The following is a 20,417-nucleotide window of genomic DNA, read 5'->3' as shown; positions in this document are numbered from 1 at the left end:
AAAAATGAATTTACTAGACACTATAGATGCAACGAACCTACCAAACCATTTGGCTATCATAATGGATGGTAATGGCCGTTGGGCAAAACAAAAAGGACTCTTACGAGCTTTAGGTCATGAAAGCGGGACAAAATCAGTAAAAAAAATAATTGAAGCCAGTGCTAAACTAGGGATTGATTTTCTAACACTCTATGCTTTTTCTACCGAAAACTGGAACAGGCCCAAACTGGAAGTAGAAACCTTAATGAAGGTACTCATCAACTCCTTAAAAAAGGAATTAAAAACCTTACAGGAAAACAATATAAAACTGAATGCTATTGGTAATTTAGAAAAATTACCAAAATCTGCACAAAAAGAGCTCCTCGACGTTATTAGTAAGACAAAAGACAACACGCAAATGACACTAACCCTAGCGTTAAGCTACGGTTCCAGGGAGGAAATTGTCACTGCTGTAAAAAACATTTGCAGTAAAGTTAAAAATAATATAATTTCAATAGACACTATTGACGATTCCATTATTAATGAGCATCTTTACACGCAAAATTTACCTGATGTAGATTTATTAATACGAACTAGTGGAGAGCATAGAATAAGTAACTTTTTGTTATGGCAAATTGCCTATGCAGAATTATATTTTACTGATGTATTATGGCCAGACTTTAAAGAACAAGATTTATATGAGGCTATCATTAGTTATCAAAAAAGAGAACGTAGATTTGGAAAAACAAGTGAACAAATTAAATAATTATTTAGTGTTAAATAAAAGCATCAGAATAGCCCTCACCGTTTTAATTTTAGGAAGTTTTACACAAGTTAAAGCACAAGAAAGAGTTCCTTTTGATCAAGGAAAAAAATACATCTTAGGAGATGTAACAGTTGTTGGCGATATCACTTTCAACACTCAAACTGTAGTTACTTTTGCTGGTCTGCAAAAAGGACAATCGATAACTATTCCTGGTGAACAAATAAGCAGCGCCATAAAAAAACTAGGAAAACTGGGCTTGTTCGATGAAATTTCATTTTATATCAATAGAATAGAAAATGACAGCATCTATCTTGATTTGAATATCGTGGAATTACCTAAATTGAGTGGTGTAAAATTTGTAGGTGTAAAAAAATCAAAAACGGAAGCTTTAATTAAAGACAACAGCCTTAACAAAGGGAAAGTAGTCAATGAAAATTTAATTACCACTACAAAAAACTACATCGAGAACAAGTATAAAAAAGATGGGTATTACAACACCAAAGTAAACATAAATACTGCCAAAGACACAGCTACGATAAACCAAGTCAACATGGTTATCAATGTAGACAAAGGAAATAAAGTAAAAATACAAAAAATTGATTTTGTAGGAAACACAAAAATATCCGATAAAGTATTGCGTAAAGCAATGAAGGATACCAAACAAAAAAACTTCCTGCGTGTTTTAAAAGGCTCTAAATTTATAAAAGAAAAATACAAATCGGATTTAGAAAACGTAATCGCTTCTTACAAAGAGAAAGGCTATAGAGATGCCAGAATACTTTCGGATTCTGTTACCTATGACAAAGACAAAAAAGCCTTAATGATTAAAATAAATGTCGAGGAAGGAAATAAATACTTTTTTGGAAACATTAAATTTTTAGGAAATACCGTTTATCCGGATCAATATCTAAACAGAATTTTAGGTGTCAAAAAAGGGGAAACCTACAACGGAGTACTTCTGGAGAAAAGAATTGCAGACAAATCAAAACCTGACGGAGAGGACATCACGAATTTATACCAAAACAGCGGTTATTTATTTTCTAATATCAATGCTGTAGAGGTAAGAACCGCAAATGACACCATTGACTTTGAAATCAGAGTTACTGAAGGACCAATTGCATACTTCAATAAAATTACAGTAGTAGGAAATGACAAGACCAATGACCGTGTAATTTACCGGGAATTAAGAACCAAACCAGGAGAGAAATATAGCAAAGAAGAGTTAGTACGAACCATTAGAGAGATTGGCCAATTAGGATTTTTTGATCCGGAAGCCATCGATCCAAAATTCAAGAATGTAGATTCAGGAGCAGGAACTGTAGACATTGAATACAATCTGGTGGAGAAAGGATCCAGCCAAATCGAACTTCAAGGTGGTTACGGTGGTGGTGGTTTCATTGGAACATTAGGACTTTCTTTTAATAACTTTTCAGCCAGAAACTTACTCAATAAAGAAGCCTACAAACCGCTTCCTATGGGAGATGGTCAAAAAGTATCGTTACGTTTACAGGCCAGCACCTTTTTTCAAACGTATAGCGTCTCGTTTTCCGAGCCTTGGTTTGGAGGTAAAAAACCCGTATCTTTTAGTACCTCATTGTCATACAGCAAACAATTTTTGAATAATTTTATAACACAAAGAGCCGATAAAAGTAAGAGTTTTAATATCATTACATTGTCCGTTGGCTTGTCAAAAAGATTAACAGTGCCGGATGATAACACGTATTTATCTCAATCCGTAAGTTACCAACATTATGATTTAAATAATTACAACACTGGATTATTTACTTTTGGAAACGGGTCTTCCAGAAATTTAGCGTATACTATAGGACTAACGCATACTAATAAAGGATTCAATCCTATATTTCCAACGTACGGTTCTGAATTTAGTTTAACCGCTAAATTTACACCACCCTATTCATTGTTGAATGGAATAGATTATGCCACACTAGGCGATAAAGAAGAATACAAATTAAAAAACACTGTAGACCGACAAAATGTGCCTGATGGAAATGGGAATATTGTTCAAATTGGAGATTATATTGACACCAACGGAAACAAAGTGACCGATTTTAACCTGGCGGCAACAAACATTAGTAAAGTAGATCAAGAGCGATTTAAATGGTTGGAATATTATAAAATAAAGTTTAAAGCGGACTGGTATACTAAGATTTACGGAAAATTAGTCCTTAGAACGTTGACTGAATTTGGATTTCTTGGAGCATACAATCAAGACAGAGGTTCAGTTCCGTTTGAACGATTTTATCTTGGGGGTGACGGACTGGCTAACTTTTCTATGGATGGTAGAGAAACCATTCAGTTAAGAGGGTATCCTAATAATTCATTGACACCCGTAAATAGCACAGGAGATCAAATTGGAGCTACGGTTTTTAACAAATTTTCAATGGAGTTACGCTATCCAATAACATTAAAATCATCCGCATCAATTTATGCTTTGGCATTCATGGAAGCAGGTTCGTCATTTAGTGATTTCAAGAGCTATAACCCTTTTGCCTTAAATCGTTCCGCAGGAGTTGGATTGCGTGTATTCATGCCCGCATTTGGTTTATTGGGAATTGATTTTGGCCATGGTTTTGACGCTCTGCCCGGACAAGCAGAACCAAACGGATGGGAAACTCACTTTATTATTGGACAACAATTCTAAAAAATTGATTTAAAATTTTTCTAGTACGTTACTATTTATGAGAAAACAATTTTTATATCTTTTTTTAATTTTAGCAGTTGCGCAGACTACGAAAGCGCAAACTAGAGGAACCAAACTGGGCTATATTGATATGGAATACATTTTACAGAATGTTCCAAATTATACCGAAGCAAAAGTTCAATTAGAGCAAAAAGCCCAAAAATGGAAACTAGAAATTGAAACTAAAAAAATTGAAATCAATAAATTGAAAGATGCGTTAAAAGCCGAAAAAGCACTATTAACCAAAGAACTCATTAGCGAAAGAGAAACAGAAATTAGTTTCCTCGAAAATGAAAATTTAGACTATCAACAAAAAAGATTTGGACCCAATGGCGATTTGATCCTACAAAAATCTATTTTGGTAAAACCAATACAGGATCAAATTTTTACCGCCGTTCAGGATATTGCTGAAGCAAAAAAATATGATTTCATCTTTGATAAAGCCTCTGATCTTACCATGCTGTTTGCAGCAAAAAGATTTGATATCAGTGAGCAAGTTTTACGTGTATTGAACCGTACAGAAAAAAGAGAACAACTGACAAAAAAACAACTTCAGGAAGAAGAAGCCAGAGAAAGCAAGGAAGATGCGTTAGATGAAAATCCTACCTTAGCCGATAGACAAAAAATCCTGAACGATAAAAAAATAGCCCGAGACAAATTGCTTGAAGACCGAAAATTACTTCAAGAACAAAGAAAAAAAGAATTTAACGACAAGCGAAAACAAATAATAGCTGACAGAGAAGCTAAAAAAATTGGCACGGTTTCTGCAAATGTCAAAACAATTGACACCGTTACAGCACCATCAGTAAGTGACTTAAAAAAAGAAAATGCTAAAGAAACTGTTGAATTAGCCAAACAAAAACAAGCTGATGCCAGAACTAAAACATTGGAAGATCGTAAAAAAGTCATTGAAGATCGCAGGAAAGCTTTAGAAGAAAGAAGAAAAAAAATACTGGAAGACAGAGAAGCTCTCAAAAAAGCAAAAGAGGAAAAAATAAAAGAAAATACAAACAATAATTAATTACTAAATACTTTAAAAACGATGAAACAAATCAAAACCCTATTAATTGCTGCCCTTGTTATTTTAGGAGCAAATCAAACAATTACTGCACAAACAAAAACAGCACATGTAGATGTAAGTGAAATTATGACAAAAATGCCTGCAATGTTAGATGCTCAAAAACAATTAGACAAATTGAGTACTACGTATGATGCTGATTACAAAAAAATGGTTGAAGAATACCAAGCTAAATTAAAAAAGTACGAAGCAGAAGCAGCAACAGTTACTGAAGTTATAAACACAGAACGTTCTAAAGAAGTTCAGGACATGCAAAAAAGAATTGTTGACTACAGAGACAATGCTCAAAAAGAATTGCAACAAAAAGAATCTGATATCGTAAAACCATTAATGGAAAAAGTAAGAGCTTCGATCCAAAAAGTGGGTAAAGCAAAAGGATATCAATATGTTTTAGACGGTTCAACTCTTTTACTTGCTGATGGTCCAAACTTGACTATGGATGTAAAAAAAGATTTAGGTTTCTAAAAAAAAGAACAAAATTCAAAAAAACTGCTCACCTTATATTAGGACAGAGCAGTTTTTTTTGTTTAACAAATATTCTAGGAAATTAAAATTTCAGCGCGTAACTTTGTTTCTATGAACAACAACGATCAACCTATAGGGATTTTTGACTCAGGAATAGGTGGCACCTCCATCTGGAAAGCAATTCACAAACTACTTCCAAACGAAAAAACCATATACCTTGCCGATAGCAGGAATGCACCTTACGGACAAAAAACAAAAGAGGAAATTGTTGCATTAAGCATGAAAAATACCGAATTCCTGCTTGATATGAAATGTAAATTAATTGTAGTTGCCTGCAATACGGCAACAACTAATGCCATTCAAGAATTAAGATCTAAATATAATGTTCCTTTCATAGGAATAGAACCTGCGATAAAACCAGCAGTCACTCATTCAAAAACACAAATAATAGGAATTCTGGCTACACAAGGCACGCTAAACAGTGAACTTTTCAATAAAACCACTGAAAAGTACCAAGACACTAAAATAATTGAGCAGGTGGGACATGGATTAGTGCAATTAATTGAAAATGGAGAGATCAACTCGCCCGAAATGACCACATTACTTCAAGCCTACCTGATTCCTATGATTAATGCCAATATTGATTATTTAGTATTAGGTTGCAGTCACTATCCGTATCTGATTCCTCAAATAAAAAAAATCCTTCCCAAACACATTCACATTATAGATTCCGGTGAAGCAGTTGCCAAACAAACTCAAAACATATTGCGGGAAAATATAGGTTTCGCATCATCACAAAACAACGAACCTATTTTTTATACCAACACCAATCCAAAAGTATTGACTGAAATTTTAGAAAACAAGTATACGGTAGAACAGGAAAATTTCTAAAACGGCTGAATATTACTCCTCCTTGAACCAACTGGAATACATAACATAATTATTCGAAATGCGTTCAATTTCTCCTGCAAAATCGGACTGATCTATATCCTTAACTTTTCTAGCGGGAACTCCTGCCCAGATTGTCCCTGAGCCTACAACAGTGTTCTGAGTAACAACAGCACCGGCAGCTACAATAGAATTACTTTCGATAACACAATTGTCCATTACTATCGCCCCCATTCCAATCAATACATTGTCGTGAACCTCACAACCATGCACGATTGCATTATGTCCAATAGAAACATTATTTCCTATGAGTGTAGGATGTTTTTTGTACGTACAATGAATAATAGCTCCATCTTGAATATTGACTTTGTTTCCAATTTTAATACAATTAACATCGCCTCTGATAACAGCATTAAACCATACACTACAGTTGGTTCCAAAAGTAACATCCCCAATAATAGTGGCATTTTCAGCAACATAACAATCCTTCGGAATAGAAGGTGATTTACCGTTGACAGATTTTATTAGCATGATAAGATAAATTAGTTAATTGCCGGACAATTGCAATCGTATTTTACAGGTTTACAAAACAAATCAATCCCAAGGGTAATTTGGTGGTACCCACCATTATCAAATTTAACCGCTCCAGACAATTGAGAATACGTATAAGCGACCATAAATTGATCAAAATTCACACCCACAATTGGTGTTATGTATTGCAGTTTTTGTTTGGAAATTGTATTGCCATCAAGATATTCTGCACCATCAAAACTTCTTCGATAGGACAATCCACCCCAAACTCTACCAAAATCTAAATTTTTATATGCTTTCAAATTAAGGTCAATTGATTTCTCTTTTGTTTGATCCACCAATTGGAATAAAACAGAAGGCTCCCATAAAATTTGATCTGAATTACCAAAAACATACCCTGCACTGAATAAAAACTTCCTTAAGTTATCACTTTCATATTCCGTGTAAATATTTCTTCTCGTTTCAATTGCGTTTTTTACTGTCGCATGCGCGTAAAAATCTAAAAAATTATAGGATATTCCAAAGTCCACGTTAAAATAAGAATCTTTTTGCACCACGGTTCCGTCAATTATTGGATCAAAATCCCCTGACTGCAAAAAAGCGGTTTCATCTAATTGACTTTGTATCAATCCACCACTAATCCCGAAAGACAATTGATTTAAATCAATTTCATCTCTAGAAAACATAAGGTGATACGCATACGTCAATTTTATTCCTTTTTGAGAATGATACCCGTTTTTATCATTAAAAAGTATAAAACCCGCTCCTGCTTTTTCACCTACTTTACCATTAAAACTAAGTGTTTGTAATTCAGGCGCGTCCTTCTGATCGAACCATTGCTTACGACCGGTTAACCTAATTTTAGAACAATTTGCCGCTCCGGCCATAGAAGGATGTATCAAGTAATAATTGTCTGACAGATAATCTGAGTACACCGGTATTCCTTCCTGAGAAAAGGAATAATGAGATATCAAAAAAATAATGGCTAGAAATCTAATCTTATTATACATTCAAATACTTTTTAGTAAAACGGATGCGATCAAAAAACAATATAAATTATTAAAAAAAAGCAAAAGCCGAATCAAACACGTAAATTAAAGTTAATTTATTCATTAAAAAATCAAATATAGGTATTCGTAGAAAATAACTTTAGTAAATTTGTAAAAAATTCAAAACTGATGAACAAAGTTACCATAAAAGAGACCCAAAATCCAACGATATTAAAATTTGAATTTAACGATTTCATCACTCAAAATGAAAGTTTTGAATTCAAAAATATAGACGAGGCAAAAACATCCCCTTTAGCACAACAATTATTTTACCTGCCTTTCGTAAAAACAATTTATATCTCCGGGAATTTTATTGCCGTTGAAAAATATAATATTGTTGAATGGGATGATGTCAAAGATGCTGTGGCGCAACAAATAGAAAAATTTGTAAATGATGGCGGATCAATCATTACTATAGAAGAAAATAAGTCTAAAAAACAACCGGTGACCGTGTATGGCGAAACAACTCCTAATCCGTCAGCTTTGAAATTTGTAGTTAGCAAAATACTCACTAAAAACGCTATTGAATTCAAAAATATCGATCAAACTGGCGCTTCTCCATTGGCAAAAGAACTGTTCAAATTCCCTTACGTAAAAGAAATTTTTATTGATGAAAATTACATCTCCGTAACTAAATACGAAGTCAATGAATGGCAAGAAATTACCTTAGAACTAAGAAGTTTCATCAAGCAATACATAGAAAATGGCGGAACTGTTTTAGATGAAAATTATATTGCCACGGTAACTGCAGAAGAAAAAATAAAAGTAAAAGAATTTGACACCCTGGATGTCACTTCGCAACAAATCATTAATATATTAGAAGAATATGTAAAACCCGCAGTACAAGCTGATGGTGGAAATATAGCCTTCGATTCCTATAATGAAGCCGACAAAACTGTAAAAGTGATTTTACAAGGTGCTTGTAGCGGATGTCCTTCTTCTACATTTACTTTAAAAAGCGGGATAGAAAACATGTTAAAAAGCATGTTAAATGACGAAAGCATCAAAGTAGAGGCAATAAATGCATAAAAAGGAAAAATAATTCAAAACATTGATTTAAATATAGTTACGTTAAAAAAATGTATTTTAAATTGAAAATACATTTTAATCTTTAACTTAATACCTAGAAATCAGGTCAATATTAAAAGTAATTGAAATTCTTTGCAGTTCTGAAACAAGTTGGCAAGATGGAGCTCGAAAAGAATAGCCAAAGCCTGAAAATCTGTAAAACACATGCGGTCCGTCTATGTCCATGACCAAAGCGTAACCATCAGTAATGGTGTTATAACAGAATTTAGAATAAATCTAAAATTAACTTTCGAACACGAATAGAGTAGCTAAAAAAATCAAAGCGTTTCATCAGAAGCGCTTTTTTTTAGGAGCAATTTCCCGTTATCCGTTACAATCTTTTTCTTTTTAAAGAAAAAAGAAAAAGGATTTCCACTTCTACCGGGGCTAAAAAAATTTCCATGAATAAATTCCATTTTGAAACCAGTCCCTATTTATTACAACACCCCAAAAATCCAGTAAACCGAAAACTCTGATTTCAAAATCATTGGCACCAATCCTAGAAAAAGACAAACCCAACATTATAAACACCGCTAATTTCCCAGCCATTAACAACCAACCTGTACGGCACTACTGCAGCAATAACAGGAATACAAAACTATCAAATTATCTTTTTTACAGGCACGCATCTCAAACCAAGAAAAGCTGTCATCCTTGAGTCAAAACTATACCTGTTCAATGCCAAATACTGATTATCAACAAATTATTAATGATTTAATAAAGTAATCATAGAAAAAAATCACTACTATTGTAAGACCAATCAAATAGAAATACCATGGGACTAGCATCATTTTTTAAAAAATTATTTGGCTCAGCCAAAGAAACGACTAATGAATTAGCGAACAAAGCAGAAACTAGTTTTGATCACGCCAAAAAAACAGCGGCACCTTACTTAGAAAAAGCAGAGAATTTCGTAGCAGAAACATTTGAAAAAACAAAAGAAAGCGCAACACCTTATCTTGAAAAAGCAGGGGTTTTTGCTGAAGATACTTTTGAAAAAGCAAAAGAAACGGCAGCGCCAATTATAGAAAAAGCAGAACACTTTGCCAGCAATACTAGAGAAGTATTAAGCGAGTATTCAGCCAAAACCGGAGAAGCTCTTGGGGATTTAGTAAATAGTATAAAAGAAAAAACTGATGCAACTGCTGACAAAGCATCAGATATGGCCATTGAGGAAAAAACAAGCGTATCTGAAGTTATTGATACCCTAAAAGAAAAAGCAAGCGAAACTGCTGACAAAGCAGAAGACTTAGCCAGTGATGCAAAAACAACCGCTTCTGAAGTTGTTGACACTCTAAAAGAAAAGGCAAGTTCCCTTGCACATGATGGCGATGAAGAACTAAAACAGAGCAAAAAAGAAACCATAAATAAAATAGAAGAAGAAGATGCCGATTAATTTATTCGTATTTTTGTCTTTCAAACTTAACCTTCTCCTTTTGAGAAGGTTTTTTATTACATAAAAATGAATTTAGATCCAGACCAACTTTCTAGTTACGCTAATACTTTTTTAAAAGTATTGATAGATTATTCTCCAAAATTGATTTCTGCCTTTATAATTCTATTTGCTGGACTTTATATCATCCGCCTCATCAATAGATTCATAAGAAGAATAATGGTGAAAAGGAATCTAGACCCTACACTGACAAAATTTCTGGCAGATATCTTACTTTGGGTTTTGCGGATCATCTTATTTGTTTCTTTCATCTCAAAACTTGGGATTGAAACGTCTTCCTTCGTGGCTATTCTTGGCGCAATGGGACTTGCTGTAGGCTTATCTCTCCAAGGATCACTCTCCAATTTTGCAGGCGGCATGTTGATTATTCTCTTTAAACCCTTTAAGGTTGGCCATACAATTGAAGCCCAAGGGGTCATTGGAACTGTTAACGAGATACAAATATTTGTAACCAAATTAATCACCGCTAACAATCAAACTATTTTTATACCCAATGGATCTTTATCAAATGGAAATATCATAAATTATTCTTTACAAAGGATCAGAAGAGCTGATTTGACAATTGCTATTTCTTATGATACGGATATTAAAAAAGCGCGCGAAATGATAACGGCAGTTCTAAAGAACAATCCAAAAGTGCTTGAAACACCTGCTGCTGAAGTATCCGTAAAAAACCTCACCGACAGCGCCATCCAAATAGCGGTAAGACCTTGGGCTACAAATGAAGATTTTTGGGGTGTTTATGCCGATACATTGGAAAACTGCAAACAAGCGTTTGATACTGCGGGAATTATTATTCAGCCTTATGTTAAAGAGTCTTCAAAAAAGAATAACACGGAGAGTAATGAAATAGAATAAGAAAGGCAGAAGTTACGACACTATTATTTTAAAACTCAGATTCCACAAAAGCAATAACTATTTTTTTGAAGTCGTAATCAAAAAATCTTTCAAATAATAAGGCTCAAAGTACGCAACATCAACGGTGTCACTTACTTTGAATTTCTCATAACTCAAAGCGCTCATTTCTTTGGCAGAAGGATATTTAATCTCCTCTAAAAAAATATGATTTTTTTTAGTTAAAACTAGCTTGCATTTCTCGGCACAATCTCCAACAAAATAGATGGATTCCTGCAAATCTTCAAATGAATTCTCCGTAATTATTTCGGCAAGAACTTCTCGTTTTTTTTCTAAATTCGGGTTAAAAACAGCACTATATACTTCCATTCTTCGCGCATCAATCATGGGAATAATCAATCCGCTGGAAACTGTAACCTGCGATGCCAACGCTTGCAAAGTATCAATAGCAATCAATGGGATGTTCAGTGCATAGCAAAGCCCTTTTGCTGCCGAAACCCCAATTCGCAATCCAGTATAAGAACCCGGTCCTTGACTTACGGCAACAGCGGATAAATCCTGAAGCGTAATTCCGGCTTCTTTGATAATTTCCTCAATAAAAACATGCAATCGTTCCGCGTGGGAATATCCTTCTTCTGCTATTTCTTTGCAGAGAATCGTTTTTCCTCCTTTTGCAAGAGCTACCGAGCAATTTTTAGTGGCGGTTTCAATATTTAATAAGTAAGACAAGCCGTTTAAAGTTTAAAGTTTAAAGTTCCTCTCGAAACCTTTAATTTGTTTTATTTTTGAATTACAAAATTCGCATTATTTATCCTGTTTTTCGCTTTTATTTTTTCATAATTTCCTTATCTTTTTTCAGCATCACTTTATCTCCTGAATTCAGTTCCTTAGCGACTGTAGAGTATGGCCCGGTAATGACCACATCGCCTTTTTTAAGACCTGTCAAAACTTCAATATTAGTATCATCCTGAATTCCGGTTTTAATAACTCTAATTTTTGCTTTATCCCCTACTTTTACGAACACACATTCGTATTTTTTATCACTTTTAGGCGCTGCTTCTTTTTGTTCTTCAGCTGGATCTGCCACTTTAATCTCTTTGACTGAAGCCGTATCTGACTTTATAACAACAGCACTTATAGGCACTGTCAGTATATTTGTTTTTGTATCGGTAATAATATCAACCGTTGCGGTCATTCCAGGTCTAAAAGGGGAATATGTTTCTGGTCTTCCTTTAAGTAAATCTTGATAAGATTCCTTCAAAATTCTAACTTTTACTTTAAAATTAGTGACCTGATCAGCTGTCAAGGCGGAACTGGCTGAATTAGAAATACTAGTTACCGTCCCTTTAAATTGTTTTTTTAAATAGGCATCTACCTCCACATTTGCTTCATCTCCTACTTTAATTTTTACAATATCATTTTCATTGACATCCACTTCCACTTCCATATTATTTAAATTGGCCACTCTTAAAATCTCCGTTCCGGTCATTTGTTGCGTACCCAAAACGCGCTCGCCCAGCTCTACATTCAGTACTGAAATGGTTCCGTCAGCGGGTGCATAAATGGTGGTACGCCCTAGATTATCTTTAGCCTCATTTACGGTTGCCGCAGCACTTTGAACATTAAAGTAAGCCGTTTGTTTTGATGCTTTAGCAACTTCATAAGAAGCAACTGCTTTATCCCAATCTGATTTTGAGATAATGCCTTTTTCAAATAATATTTTGTTTCTCTCGTAATTTGATTTGGATTCTTTAAAAGAGGCCTCCGCCTGACTCAAAGCAGCTCGTGTGCCTGATAAATTAGAAACGGAACGATTGTATCCTGAAGTATACAAATCCGGATTTATCTTGACCAATAAATCGCCTTTTTTAACGGCTTGTCCTTCTTTTACATTCAAAGAAATAATTTCGCCTGAAACCTCCGATGAAATTTTAACTTCAATTTCTGGTTGAATTTTCCCGGTAGCCGATACGGTTTCAATAATAGTTGAGGGATTGACCTGGGCGATTTCAATTTCTGTTCCCTCATCTTTATTTCCTATAACACCTGCTTTTGAAAGCGTTACTAACAATACAATAGCTGCTACTGAAACACCTAATACAATATAAATTGTTTTTTTTGACATGATAAATTAGTATTTGATAATTGGAATTCCAAAATAGAATTCTAGTATTTTGATTTTAAAAATATAATCGTATTTGGTTCTAATAATTTCTGATTGTGCATTCGTCAGTAAGGTTTGTGATTGATTAAAATCAAATGAATTCATCAAACCTACATCATATTTTTCTTTGGCATAATCGTAAGCGCCTTGTCTCGCCTCAAGTGCCACAACTGAGGATTCATAGGTATTTAGTGCGCCTTTAGCATCTGTAAAGGCAGTAAAAACATTACGCTGCAAATCTAAATCCTGCTGTTCCACTGCAATTTTTGACCGTTCTAAACTTACTTTTGAACGTTCTACATTGTTCCTCACCGAAAACCCATTGAATATCGGAATCGACAATTGTGCTCCAAAAGACTGTCCTTTATTACTATTAAACTGTTCGAAAAACGGAGCTGAATTTTTAGTGCCAATTAGATTCCTCATACTATCAAAGAAAGGGACATCAGCATAAGAAACTCGGCTATTAAAGCTGTAAAAACCTTGTAAAGTAGGTTGAAAAGCTCCTTTGGCAATCTCCAGATCTTTCTGTGCAATCTCCAGATTTGTTCTGGCAATTTTCAGTTCAGTTCTGTTTTCTAATGCTTTGTCATAAATAGCAGCTGGAGTTTGTACCATTATATTATTTTTATCTCTAATGTCAGTATCATCTACTACATCAAAATCTTCAAACTCTTTTAATTGCAACAACTGCGCTAAACTTAATTTAGAAATTAATAAAGCATTATCTGCAGCAATAACATTTTGATTGTTCAATGCTACTGTAGCTTTGATATCTAATAAATCCCCACGAGGAATTGAACCTGCTTTAACTAATTCTTCAGAGCGTACATATTGTTTTTCATTAATTTCCAACTGTTCTTTTTGTACTTTAAGATTTTCTTTATTAAAAAGAATCTGTAAGAAAGCGTTGGCAACATTCAGGGCAATATCCTCCTGCATTTTGAGTAATTGGTATTTAGCCGCCACAATTGAAAGATTAGCTCTTCGAAGTGTATTTTGATTTTGCAGTCCTTTATAAATATCCACTCCAACATTGGCTCCAGCCGAAGTAAACTGCGTCGTTTGGTTCTGCAAAAGCCCTGTTGTAATATCCTGATTCAAACCAATGTTCCAGGAATGTGATGCATTTGTATTTAAAGACGGCAGAAAATTTCCGATGGCTCCTTTTTTATCAATAAGAGCTGTTTTACTATCTAATTCAGATTGCTTGATGGAAATATTGTTTTGAATGGCATATTTCACGCATTCCTCGAGGGTCCATTTTTTGGATTGCGCCTGAATAGACAAACTGAACAGCGTGATAAAAACGAAACTGATATAACTATTTTTTTTCATATATTTTAGATGAAAGTGTAACAAAGGTACTACACATATTTAACATTTTTTAAAAAACTGAATTTCTTTTTTAAGTACAGATTTAGGGTTTCACTTCTTCGCTTTTTAAGACTTGATTCCAAACTTTAATCGTATCGGAAGCTTTAATTCCACTTTTGATTTCGACATAAATACCATCGCTGATACCCAAGATTAACTCCTTTCTTATAAATTCCTGCGTCCCCGTTTGAATCTCTACGTATGGTTTTTGTGTCTTCTTATCAAATTGAATCAGCGCCTCTTTCAGCGCCAATACCTTATCCACTTTTTCAAGTATAATTGACACATTTACTCTCAAACCAGCGCGAATAAAAGTGTTCTCACTATTGGCTAATGATGCTTTGATTTCAAATTGGATGGCACCATTTTCAGTTTTACCTTTTGGAGCAATGTATTGCAATACGGTGTCAAATTTTTTGTTCTCGATAGCGCCAATGGTAATTTCGATGGGTAATTTTTCTTTTATTTCGCCCACTTCTGACTCGTCAATTTTTCCCACAAATATCATTCGGCCTACATCTGCAACACTTGCAATTGCTGTCCCTTCATTGAAGTTATTACTTTCAACAACCTGATTCCCTACTTTTACGGGAACAGTATCTAAATTGTAATTCCCGGAATCTGCCTCATCCAGAATTCCAAGTATGTTTAATAGTGTTGATTTCCCTGAACCAGAGGAACCCATAATGGCCACTAGCTCGCCTTCCTTGATATTGAAATTAATCCCTTTTAAAACATGTAGATCAGAACTTCATATTTTATACGATTTGTACAGGTCTTTAATTTCAATCATAATCTGGCAATTTTAAAACACTATTTAATTAGTTTCAACAGTAAATTATACGGAAATAAAAAGAATGACTTCAAGGATTTTAACCATAAGACTTCGTTGCAGATAAAATGTTACACTTTAATCTTAAAAAAGAATAGTTTTATTAATTTTACCGCTTTAAACCCGAATTAAATGCCAAAAACGCTATCAACCCTGCTTACACTCTGTTCTATAATTTTATTTTTTAGCTGTTCGTCAACAAATCAAATTGAAGCTTTGAAACCTGAGCCTGACGACGCAACACCATTAGTCTATGAAAATACTCCGTCCTTTATCAACTTGCCCATCAGTATCAAACTGAAAGACATTCAAAACCAAACCAACACTCTAATGAACGGCTTAATTTACGAAGACAACAATATTGACGATGATGGCATTGAAATGAAAGTTTGGAAATTGGCACCAATAAATATCGTGAATAACCCAGAGAACTCAGGAGAAAAAATAAAAACTATTTTACCCTTAAAAGCGGTTGTAAAATACCGAATTGGCACTAAAAAAATGGGTATTGAATTGTATGATACGCGAGAATTCAACCTGAATGGCGTGATCACTTTAGTAAGCGAAATTAGCTTAACCAATTGGAAATTGAATACCACAACCCAACTGCAATCATTGGACTGGAATGAAAGCCCAACGATGCGTGTTTTTGGAAAAAATGTTCCAGTTACCTATTTAATCAATCCTGCTATCCAATTATTTAAATCGAAAATCGAAAATAAAATTGATGCCGCTATTGCGAAATCAATGGATTTCAAGCCGAATGTGTTGACCGCTTTAGAAAAAATTTGCATCCCTTTTCAAATGAGTACAACTTACAACAGTTGGCTTCGTATTGTTCCTATTGAAATTTATTCTACAAATGCCCAACTAAAAAAAGACACTTTTGTGTTGCAAATGGGGATGAAATGCAACATGGAAACCATAATAGGACAAGAACCTGATTCTAAATTTGATGCCTCAAAAATCATTTTAAAACCAGTTACTAAAATTCCAGAAGCCATCACTGCAAATATCATTGCTGTTTCGACCTATCAGGAGGCTTCAAAAATAATGATCAGGAATTTTGCAGGCCAGGAATTTAGCTCAGGATCAAAGAAAGTAAAAGTGCAAAATGTAGCAATTTGGCACAAAACCGGAAAAATGATTATTGCGCTAGAAATAACAGGATCTGTAAACGGAACACTCTATTTGTCCGGATTACCCAAATATAATGAACAAACAAAAGAGATCTATTTTGATCAATTGACCTATGCATTGGATACCAAAAATAAATTGATGCGCACTGCTAGTTGGCTTGTACAAGGATTTGTATTGCGAAAAATGGAACAATCTTGCCGATATTCCTTGATACCAAATCTTGAAGAGGGTCAAAAAAATATACTGCCTTATCTAAAAAATTATTCTCCAATGCAAGGCGTGTTCATCAATGGAAAAATGGAAAACATTCAATTTCAAAGAATCCAATTGACAAATCAAGCCATCTTAGCCTTTATAAAAGTAAAAGGAACCATCAATGTCGCTATAAACGGCCTGAAATAATTTTTCCATTTTAAAAAAAATAAAAAGTGCTGTTTAACTGGATTTGTTTTTTTTCATTCGATAAATAGCGTAACCAATCCCTGCAACCAGAAGATAAGGAATTACCATTAAATATACAATTCCGTCATTAACCGCCGCTGCTGTAGTGGTATTTCCTTCACTCGTCAATGCTGCGCGACACATCGCACATTGAGCCTTTACAGAGGACGAAAAAAGAAAACAAATTAGTACAAATATAGATACAGACCACTTTCTGATTATACTCTTGGTTTTTGAAATCTGGCTTTTACTTTTAATATACATAATAAGGGGAAATCATTAAATAAACAATTACTCCGGTAACGGCAACATACAACCAGATTGGGAAAGTAATTTTGGAGATCTTTTTATGACTTTCAAAATTTTGTGCTAATGCTCTAACGTACGTAATTAAAACCATTGGAATAATCGCAATCGATAAAATAATATGCGTGATTAAAATCAATAAATAAACGATTCGTAATGATCCTATAGTTACTCTTTCAGAATCCTCTAATATAAGATTATGGTTAGAATCTCCAAAAACAGCAGAAACGGACGTCATGTGATAGGCAACATACATTACCAAGAAGGCAATAGACAATGCAATAGCGCCTGTCATCAACCTTTCGTGTAATTTTCTTTTTCCGTTTTTAATTGCTACTACGGCTGCTACTAACAAAATCGCAGTAACCCCATTAGTGGCAGCATAAATGGGTGGCAAAAAAGAAAGAGGCGCTACATCATATCCCAAATCTTTTAATTTGACCCCAAAGAGTATAGCCACAACCACTGGTATTAAGATTGATACCGCTATAATTATCGTATTGTATTTTTTTTCTAAAGAACTGTTTTCCATTTACTCTTTTAATAAAATATTAATATCCTGCTGAATGTTCCTTACTCCTTTTTTATCTAAACCATCGTAATATAAAATCGGATTCCCAAAATCATCTTTTCTACAACGAATATTTCCATTCTTATCAATCAAGGCAAACAATCCTGAATGCTCGAATCCACCTGCTGCTTTCTTATTTTCCCCAGCATAAAGATTAAATCCCTTATTGGCCAGATTAAAAATATAGGCTTTATCACCGGTCAAAAAATTCCAATTCGTAGATTTTACTCCTAAAAAGTCTGCATGCTCTTTTAATACTTCTGCAGTATCGTGCTCCGGATCTATAGTAATAGAAACGATCCCAAAATTAGGATTTCCGAAAAAACTTTTTTCAATAAGAAGCATACTTTCATTCATCTTTGGACAAATCGTAGGACACGTTGAAAAGAAAAACTCTAAAACATAGACCTTTCCTTTGTAGGTTTCATTCGTTATTTTTTTATTGTCTTGATTAGTCAATTCGAATTGTGGGGCTGGACCAATTTTAGTTAGCTTCTCACCTTCTATAACTGCTGGCCTCACACTGTCCAGACGATCGCCCTGAACCACTTTGTCATTTTTAATTCTATCTACAATTTTTGGAATCGCATAGATGCCAAAAATCAAAATAATAAACGAAATACCGATATATGATTTATTCTTAAACATAAACTATAAATTTAAATTTTTCTACTGGCATTCTTATTTTTCTTCAGAGCAGCGCGATATTCATACAAAATGACTTTAAAATCATCCAGCATTTCATTGCTTAACTCAGCGGGGTGAAACGTATTATACCCCTCTTTGGTATCTTTTACTAATTTCCTCCCTCGAAGATTGCGTTCTTTATCGATGATATACACTTTGGGAGTCCCTAACTTTTGGTCAAGGTTCTCGATCAGTTTTAATTGCTTGTGATACGCTTGAATTTCTTCAGCTGAGGCAAACACAAAACGCCATTGTGCCATATCTGTAAAAGCGGACAAGGCATCAACTACTTTCTTCGCATCTTTCTCAGTCCCTATAGGGCAAATTACTACGAACTGGACATCTTTAAACTTATGATACGTTTGATAAATTTTCTGATTTAGGTTAAAAAGGTTGCCTCGGTTTATCAAAAGATCTGTCCCTGAAAACCCCAGAACGGTAACCTTATCATTTAAACTGATTTTTCCTCCGTCTAAAGTAGACCAATCTCCAAAATCAGCTGTTTTAGGGGTTACAATAGGAAGTTTTGTAAAACTGTTTACACCAGAAGCAAAAAAGAGGTACGCAACGATGGGTAAAATAAAAAGAACAAAAAGAACACTATTTTTTTTCATTGTGACAATGCTATTTATTAAAGTACAAAAATAAAAAAAGGCACGCAATGCGCACCCTTTTTTGAATTAATATCGTGTTAAAAATTCCATTTAATCGTGGAATTTTTAAAAACCTCATGAATATAATCTCCTTCTGTCAAAAGAATGAAAAGCAGGTAAATGATCAAGAAAATTAAAGGCAAAACAACTGCACTTCTTAAACTACTTTTTTCACCCTCCATGTGCATGAAGGCCCAAACTATATAGTACGCCTTATAAATTGTAAGGCCATAAAATATCCAGTTAAGCAAATTCATACCCATAAAATTATTCATGTGAAGAACTTCAGGTTTCAAAATCCCAAGAATAACTTCTATTATGGTAACGGCAGATAATATTCCGAAAACTTTCCAGATTCTGCCTATGTTAGATACGTGTACGTGTGACATGATAATTACTTTTTTTGAAAATTAAACAAGATAGAAAACGGTGAATACAAACACCCAAACTAAATCGACAAAATGCCAATAGAGCCCCACTTTTTCTACCATTTCGTAGCTACCTCTTTTTTCATAGGTTCCAATTAATACATTAAAAAATATAATAATATTAATTATTATTCCTGAAATAACGTGAAAACCGTGAAAACCAGTGATAAAGAAAAAGAAATCAGCAAATAATTTACTTCCATATTCATTTCTGACCAGATTTGCGCCTTCCACAACATAATGTGCCTGACCCAATCTAGATACGGATTCTTCTCTAGAAAGAATTGTTTTCTGTTTGGTTGCGGTCATCACTTCTGTTCGAATCAAAAGTTCAGGATGTGCTTTGAAACCGGCTTGAACCTCGGCTACAGAATAGGAAGGTAATGATGGCTCACTCATAAACCATTTAGCTTTATTTGGAGTCAATTGCTCTCTTTCTTCGTGCAGATTGGCAGCAAAATCAGCCAAAGCTACACGATTTCCGTCTTTATCAACAAACTGAAGCAAACTACCGCCTTTTGTTTCGATAGCGCCGTATTCGCCTTTGATGAAATTTTTCCATTCCCAAGCTTGAGACCCTACGAAAATCAAACCTCCAATAATAGTCAAAAACATATAAAGGATTACTTTGTTTTTTTTCATTTGATGCCCTGCGTCAACGGCCAAAACCATAGTCACAGATGAAAAGATCAAAATAAAAGTCATTAATGCTACATAATACATCGGAGCAGATACCCCATGCATAAATGGAAAGTGTGTAAACACTTCATCAGCCAACGGCCATGTCTCAATAAATTTAAATCTAGAAAAACCATACGCGGCTAAAAATCCAGAGAACGTTAAAGCATCCGATACGATAAAAAACCACATCATCAATTTGCCATAACTTGCCCTCATTGGCTCATTGCCGCCTCCCCAAGTTTTCTCTTCACTATTTGCAGTAGTAACTGTCGCTTCCATAAAAATTATTCGTTAAAAAGTTCCC

Annotated in this window: 22 protein-coding genes; 10 read left to right on the top strand and 12 right to left on the bottom strand. The window is 34.3% G+C overall.

Annotated features, from left to right (window positions below; translation table 11 throughout):
- Positions 1 to 4: 4 nt before the first annotated feature.
- From EKL96_RS04150 to murI, 5 genes are all read left to right on the top strand, one after another.
- On the top strand, positions 5 to 745 hold the full coding sequence (locus EKL96_RS04150; RefSeq protein ID WP_126458549.1) for an isoprenyl transferase: 741 nt from the start codon (positions 5 to 7) through the stop codon (positions 743 to 745).
- Positions 678 to 3,407: an outer membrane protein assembly factor gene (locus EKL96_RS04145; protein ID WP_126458546.1), complete on the top strand. Its 2,730-nt coding sequence runs from the start codon at positions 678 to 680 to the stop codon at positions 3,405 to 3,407. Before EKL96_RS04150 ends, EKL96_RS04145 begins: the two co-directional genes overlap by 68 nt.
- A 37-nt stretch (positions 3,408 to 3,444) precedes the next feature.
- Positions 3,445 to 4,467, top strand: a complete 1,023-nt coding sequence (locus EKL96_RS04140; protein ID WP_126458543.1) for an OmpH family outer membrane protein — start codon at positions 3,445 to 3,447, stop codon at positions 4,465 to 4,467.
- A gap of 21 nt (positions 4,468 to 4,488) precedes the next feature.
- Entirely contained in the window at positions 4,489 to 4,989 is a 501-nt protein-coding gene (locus tag EKL96_RS04135) for an OmpH family outer membrane protein (protein WP_126458540.1), read from the top strand.
- A gap of 111 nt (positions 4,990 to 5,100) precedes the next feature.
- Entirely contained in the window at positions 5,101 to 5,880 is a 780-nt protein-coding gene (gene murI / locus EKL96_RS04130) for a glutamate racemase (protein WP_126458537.1), read from the top strand.
- Positions 5,881 to 5,892: 12 nt separating this feature from the next.
- Here the strand turns inward: murI and EKL96_RS04125 are convergent, their stop codons facing one another.
- Positions 5,893 to 6,408 (bottom strand): gamma carbonic anhydrase family protein, encoded by a 516-nt coding sequence (locus EKL96_RS04125; protein ID WP_126458534.1) that lies wholly within the window; start codon positions 6,406 to 6,408, stop codon positions 5,893 to 5,895.
- 11 nt (positions 6,409 to 6,419) lie between these two features.
- Positions 6,420 to 7,418, bottom strand: coding sequence for a type IX secretion system membrane protein PorP/SprF (locus EKL96_RS04120; RefSeq protein ID WP_126458531.1), 999 nt, complete (start codon positions 7,416 to 7,418; stop codon positions 6,420 to 6,422).
- Between the two features lie 168 nt (positions 7,419 to 7,586).
- Here EKL96_RS04120 and EKL96_RS04115 point away from each other — a divergent pair, with 168 nt between their 5' ends.
- The 4 genes from EKL96_RS04115 (at position 7,587) to EKL96_RS04100 (ending at position 10,836) form a co-directional block, all read left to right on the top strand.
- Positions 7,587 to 8,486, top strand: a complete 900-nt coding sequence (locus tag EKL96_RS04115) for a NifU family protein (protein WP_126458528.1) — start codon at positions 7,587 to 7,589, stop codon at positions 8,484 to 8,486.
- A gap of 204 nt (positions 8,487 to 8,690) precedes the next feature.
- Positions 8,691 to 8,789: a dodecin domain-containing protein gene (locus EKL96_RS14620; RefSeq protein WP_317125130.1), complete on the top strand. Its 99-nt coding sequence runs from the start codon at positions 8,691 to 8,693 to the stop codon at positions 8,787 to 8,789.
- 511 nt (positions 8,790 to 9,300) lie between these two features.
- Positions 9,301 to 9,921, top strand: a complete 621-nt coding sequence (locus EKL96_RS04105) for a hypothetical protein (protein WP_199736762.1) — start codon at positions 9,301 to 9,303, stop codon at positions 9,919 to 9,921.
- Between the two features lie 66 nt (positions 9,922 to 9,987).
- Positions 9,988 to 10,836 (top strand): mechanosensitive ion channel family protein, encoded by an 849-nt coding sequence (locus EKL96_RS04100; protein WP_126458525.1) that lies wholly within the window; start codon positions 9,988 to 9,990, stop codon positions 10,834 to 10,836.
- Between the two features lie 57 nt (positions 10,837 to 10,893).
- Here EKL96_RS04100 and tsaB read toward each other — a convergent pair whose 3' ends face one another.
- From tsaB to EKL96_RS04080, 4 genes are all read right to left on the bottom strand, one after another.
- Positions 10,894 to 11,562 (bottom strand): tRNA (adenosine(37)-N6)-threonylcarbamoyltransferase complex dimerization subunit type 1 TsaB, encoded by a 669-nt coding sequence (gene tsaB, locus EKL96_RS04095; RefSeq protein ID WP_126458522.1) that lies wholly within the window; start codon positions 11,560 to 11,562, stop codon positions 10,894 to 10,896.
- 97 nt (positions 11,563 to 11,659) lie between these two features.
- Positions 11,660 to 12,958: an efflux RND transporter periplasmic adaptor subunit gene (locus tag EKL96_RS04090; protein WP_126458519.1), complete on the bottom strand. Its 1,299-nt coding sequence runs from the start codon at positions 12,956 to 12,958 to the stop codon at positions 11,660 to 11,662.
- 6 nt (positions 12,959 to 12,964) lie between these two features.
- Entirely contained in the window at positions 12,965 to 14,335 is a 1,371-nt protein-coding gene (locus EKL96_RS04085) for a TolC family protein (protein ID WP_126458516.1), read from the bottom strand.
- An 82-nt stretch (positions 14,336 to 14,417) separates the two neighbouring features.
- Complete coding sequence (locus tag EKL96_RS04080; RefSeq protein ID WP_199739570.1) at positions 14,418 to 15,098, bottom strand: efflux RND transporter periplasmic adaptor subunit; 681 nt, start codon at positions 15,096 to 15,098, stop codon at positions 14,418 to 14,420.
- A gap of 240 nt (positions 15,099 to 15,338) precedes the next feature.
- Between EKL96_RS04080 and EKL96_RS04075 the strand changes: the two genes are divergently transcribed.
- On the top strand, positions 15,339 to 16,748 hold the full coding sequence (locus EKL96_RS04075; protein ID WP_126458510.1) for a DUF4403 family protein: 1,410 nt from the start codon (positions 15,339 to 15,341) through the stop codon (positions 16,746 to 16,748).
- 33 nt (positions 16,749 to 16,781) lie between these two features.
- On the opposite strand, the gene EKL96_RS14615 is transcribed toward EKL96_RS04075, so the two are convergent.
- The 6 genes from EKL96_RS14615 to EKL96_RS04045 all read right to left on the bottom strand — a co-directional run bounded on the left by EKL96_RS14615 (position 16,782) and on the right by EKL96_RS04045 (position 20,392).
- Positions 16,782 to 16,931 carry a hypothetical protein gene (locus tag EKL96_RS14615; RefSeq protein WP_317125129.1) on the bottom strand — a complete coding sequence of 50 codons (150 nt, stop codon included), beginning with the start codon at positions 16,929 to 16,931 and terminating at the stop codon, positions 16,782 to 16,784.
- A 109-nt stretch (positions 16,932 to 17,040) separates the two neighbouring features.
- Complete coding sequence (locus tag EKL96_RS04065; RefSeq protein WP_126458504.1) at positions 17,041 to 17,625, bottom strand: DUF420 domain-containing protein; 585 nt, start codon at positions 17,623 to 17,625, stop codon at positions 17,041 to 17,043.
- On the bottom strand, positions 17,626 to 18,312 hold the full coding sequence (locus EKL96_RS04060; protein ID WP_126458501.1) for an SCO family protein: 687 nt from the start codon (positions 18,310 to 18,312) through the stop codon (positions 17,626 to 17,628).
- An 11-nt stretch (positions 18,313 to 18,323) separates the two neighbouring features.
- Positions 18,324 to 18,965 (bottom strand): hypothetical protein, encoded by a 642-nt coding sequence (locus EKL96_RS04055; RefSeq protein WP_126458498.1) that lies wholly within the window; start codon positions 18,963 to 18,965, stop codon positions 18,324 to 18,326.
- A 77-nt stretch (positions 18,966 to 19,042) separates the two neighbouring features.
- Positions 19,043 to 19,393, bottom strand: coding sequence for a cytochrome C oxidase subunit IV family protein (locus tag EKL96_RS04050; protein WP_126454166.1), 351 nt, complete (start codon positions 19,391 to 19,393; stop codon positions 19,043 to 19,045).
- A 21-nt stretch (positions 19,394 to 19,414) separates the two neighbouring features.
- Positions 19,415 to 20,392, bottom strand: a complete 978-nt coding sequence (locus EKL96_RS04045; protein ID WP_126458495.1) for a cytochrome c oxidase subunit 3 — start codon at positions 20,390 to 20,392, stop codon at positions 19,415 to 19,417.
- Positions 20,393 to 20,417 lie beyond the last annotated feature (25 nt).

It is taken from the genome of Flavobacterium sp. LS1R10 (assembly GCF_003968825.1).
GTDB lineage: Bacteria > Bacteroidota > Bacteroidia > Flavobacteriales > Flavobacteriaceae > Flavobacterium.
The sequence above is the reverse complement of the archived record's forward strand: the minus strand, read 5'-3'. Positions and strand labels throughout refer to the sequence as shown.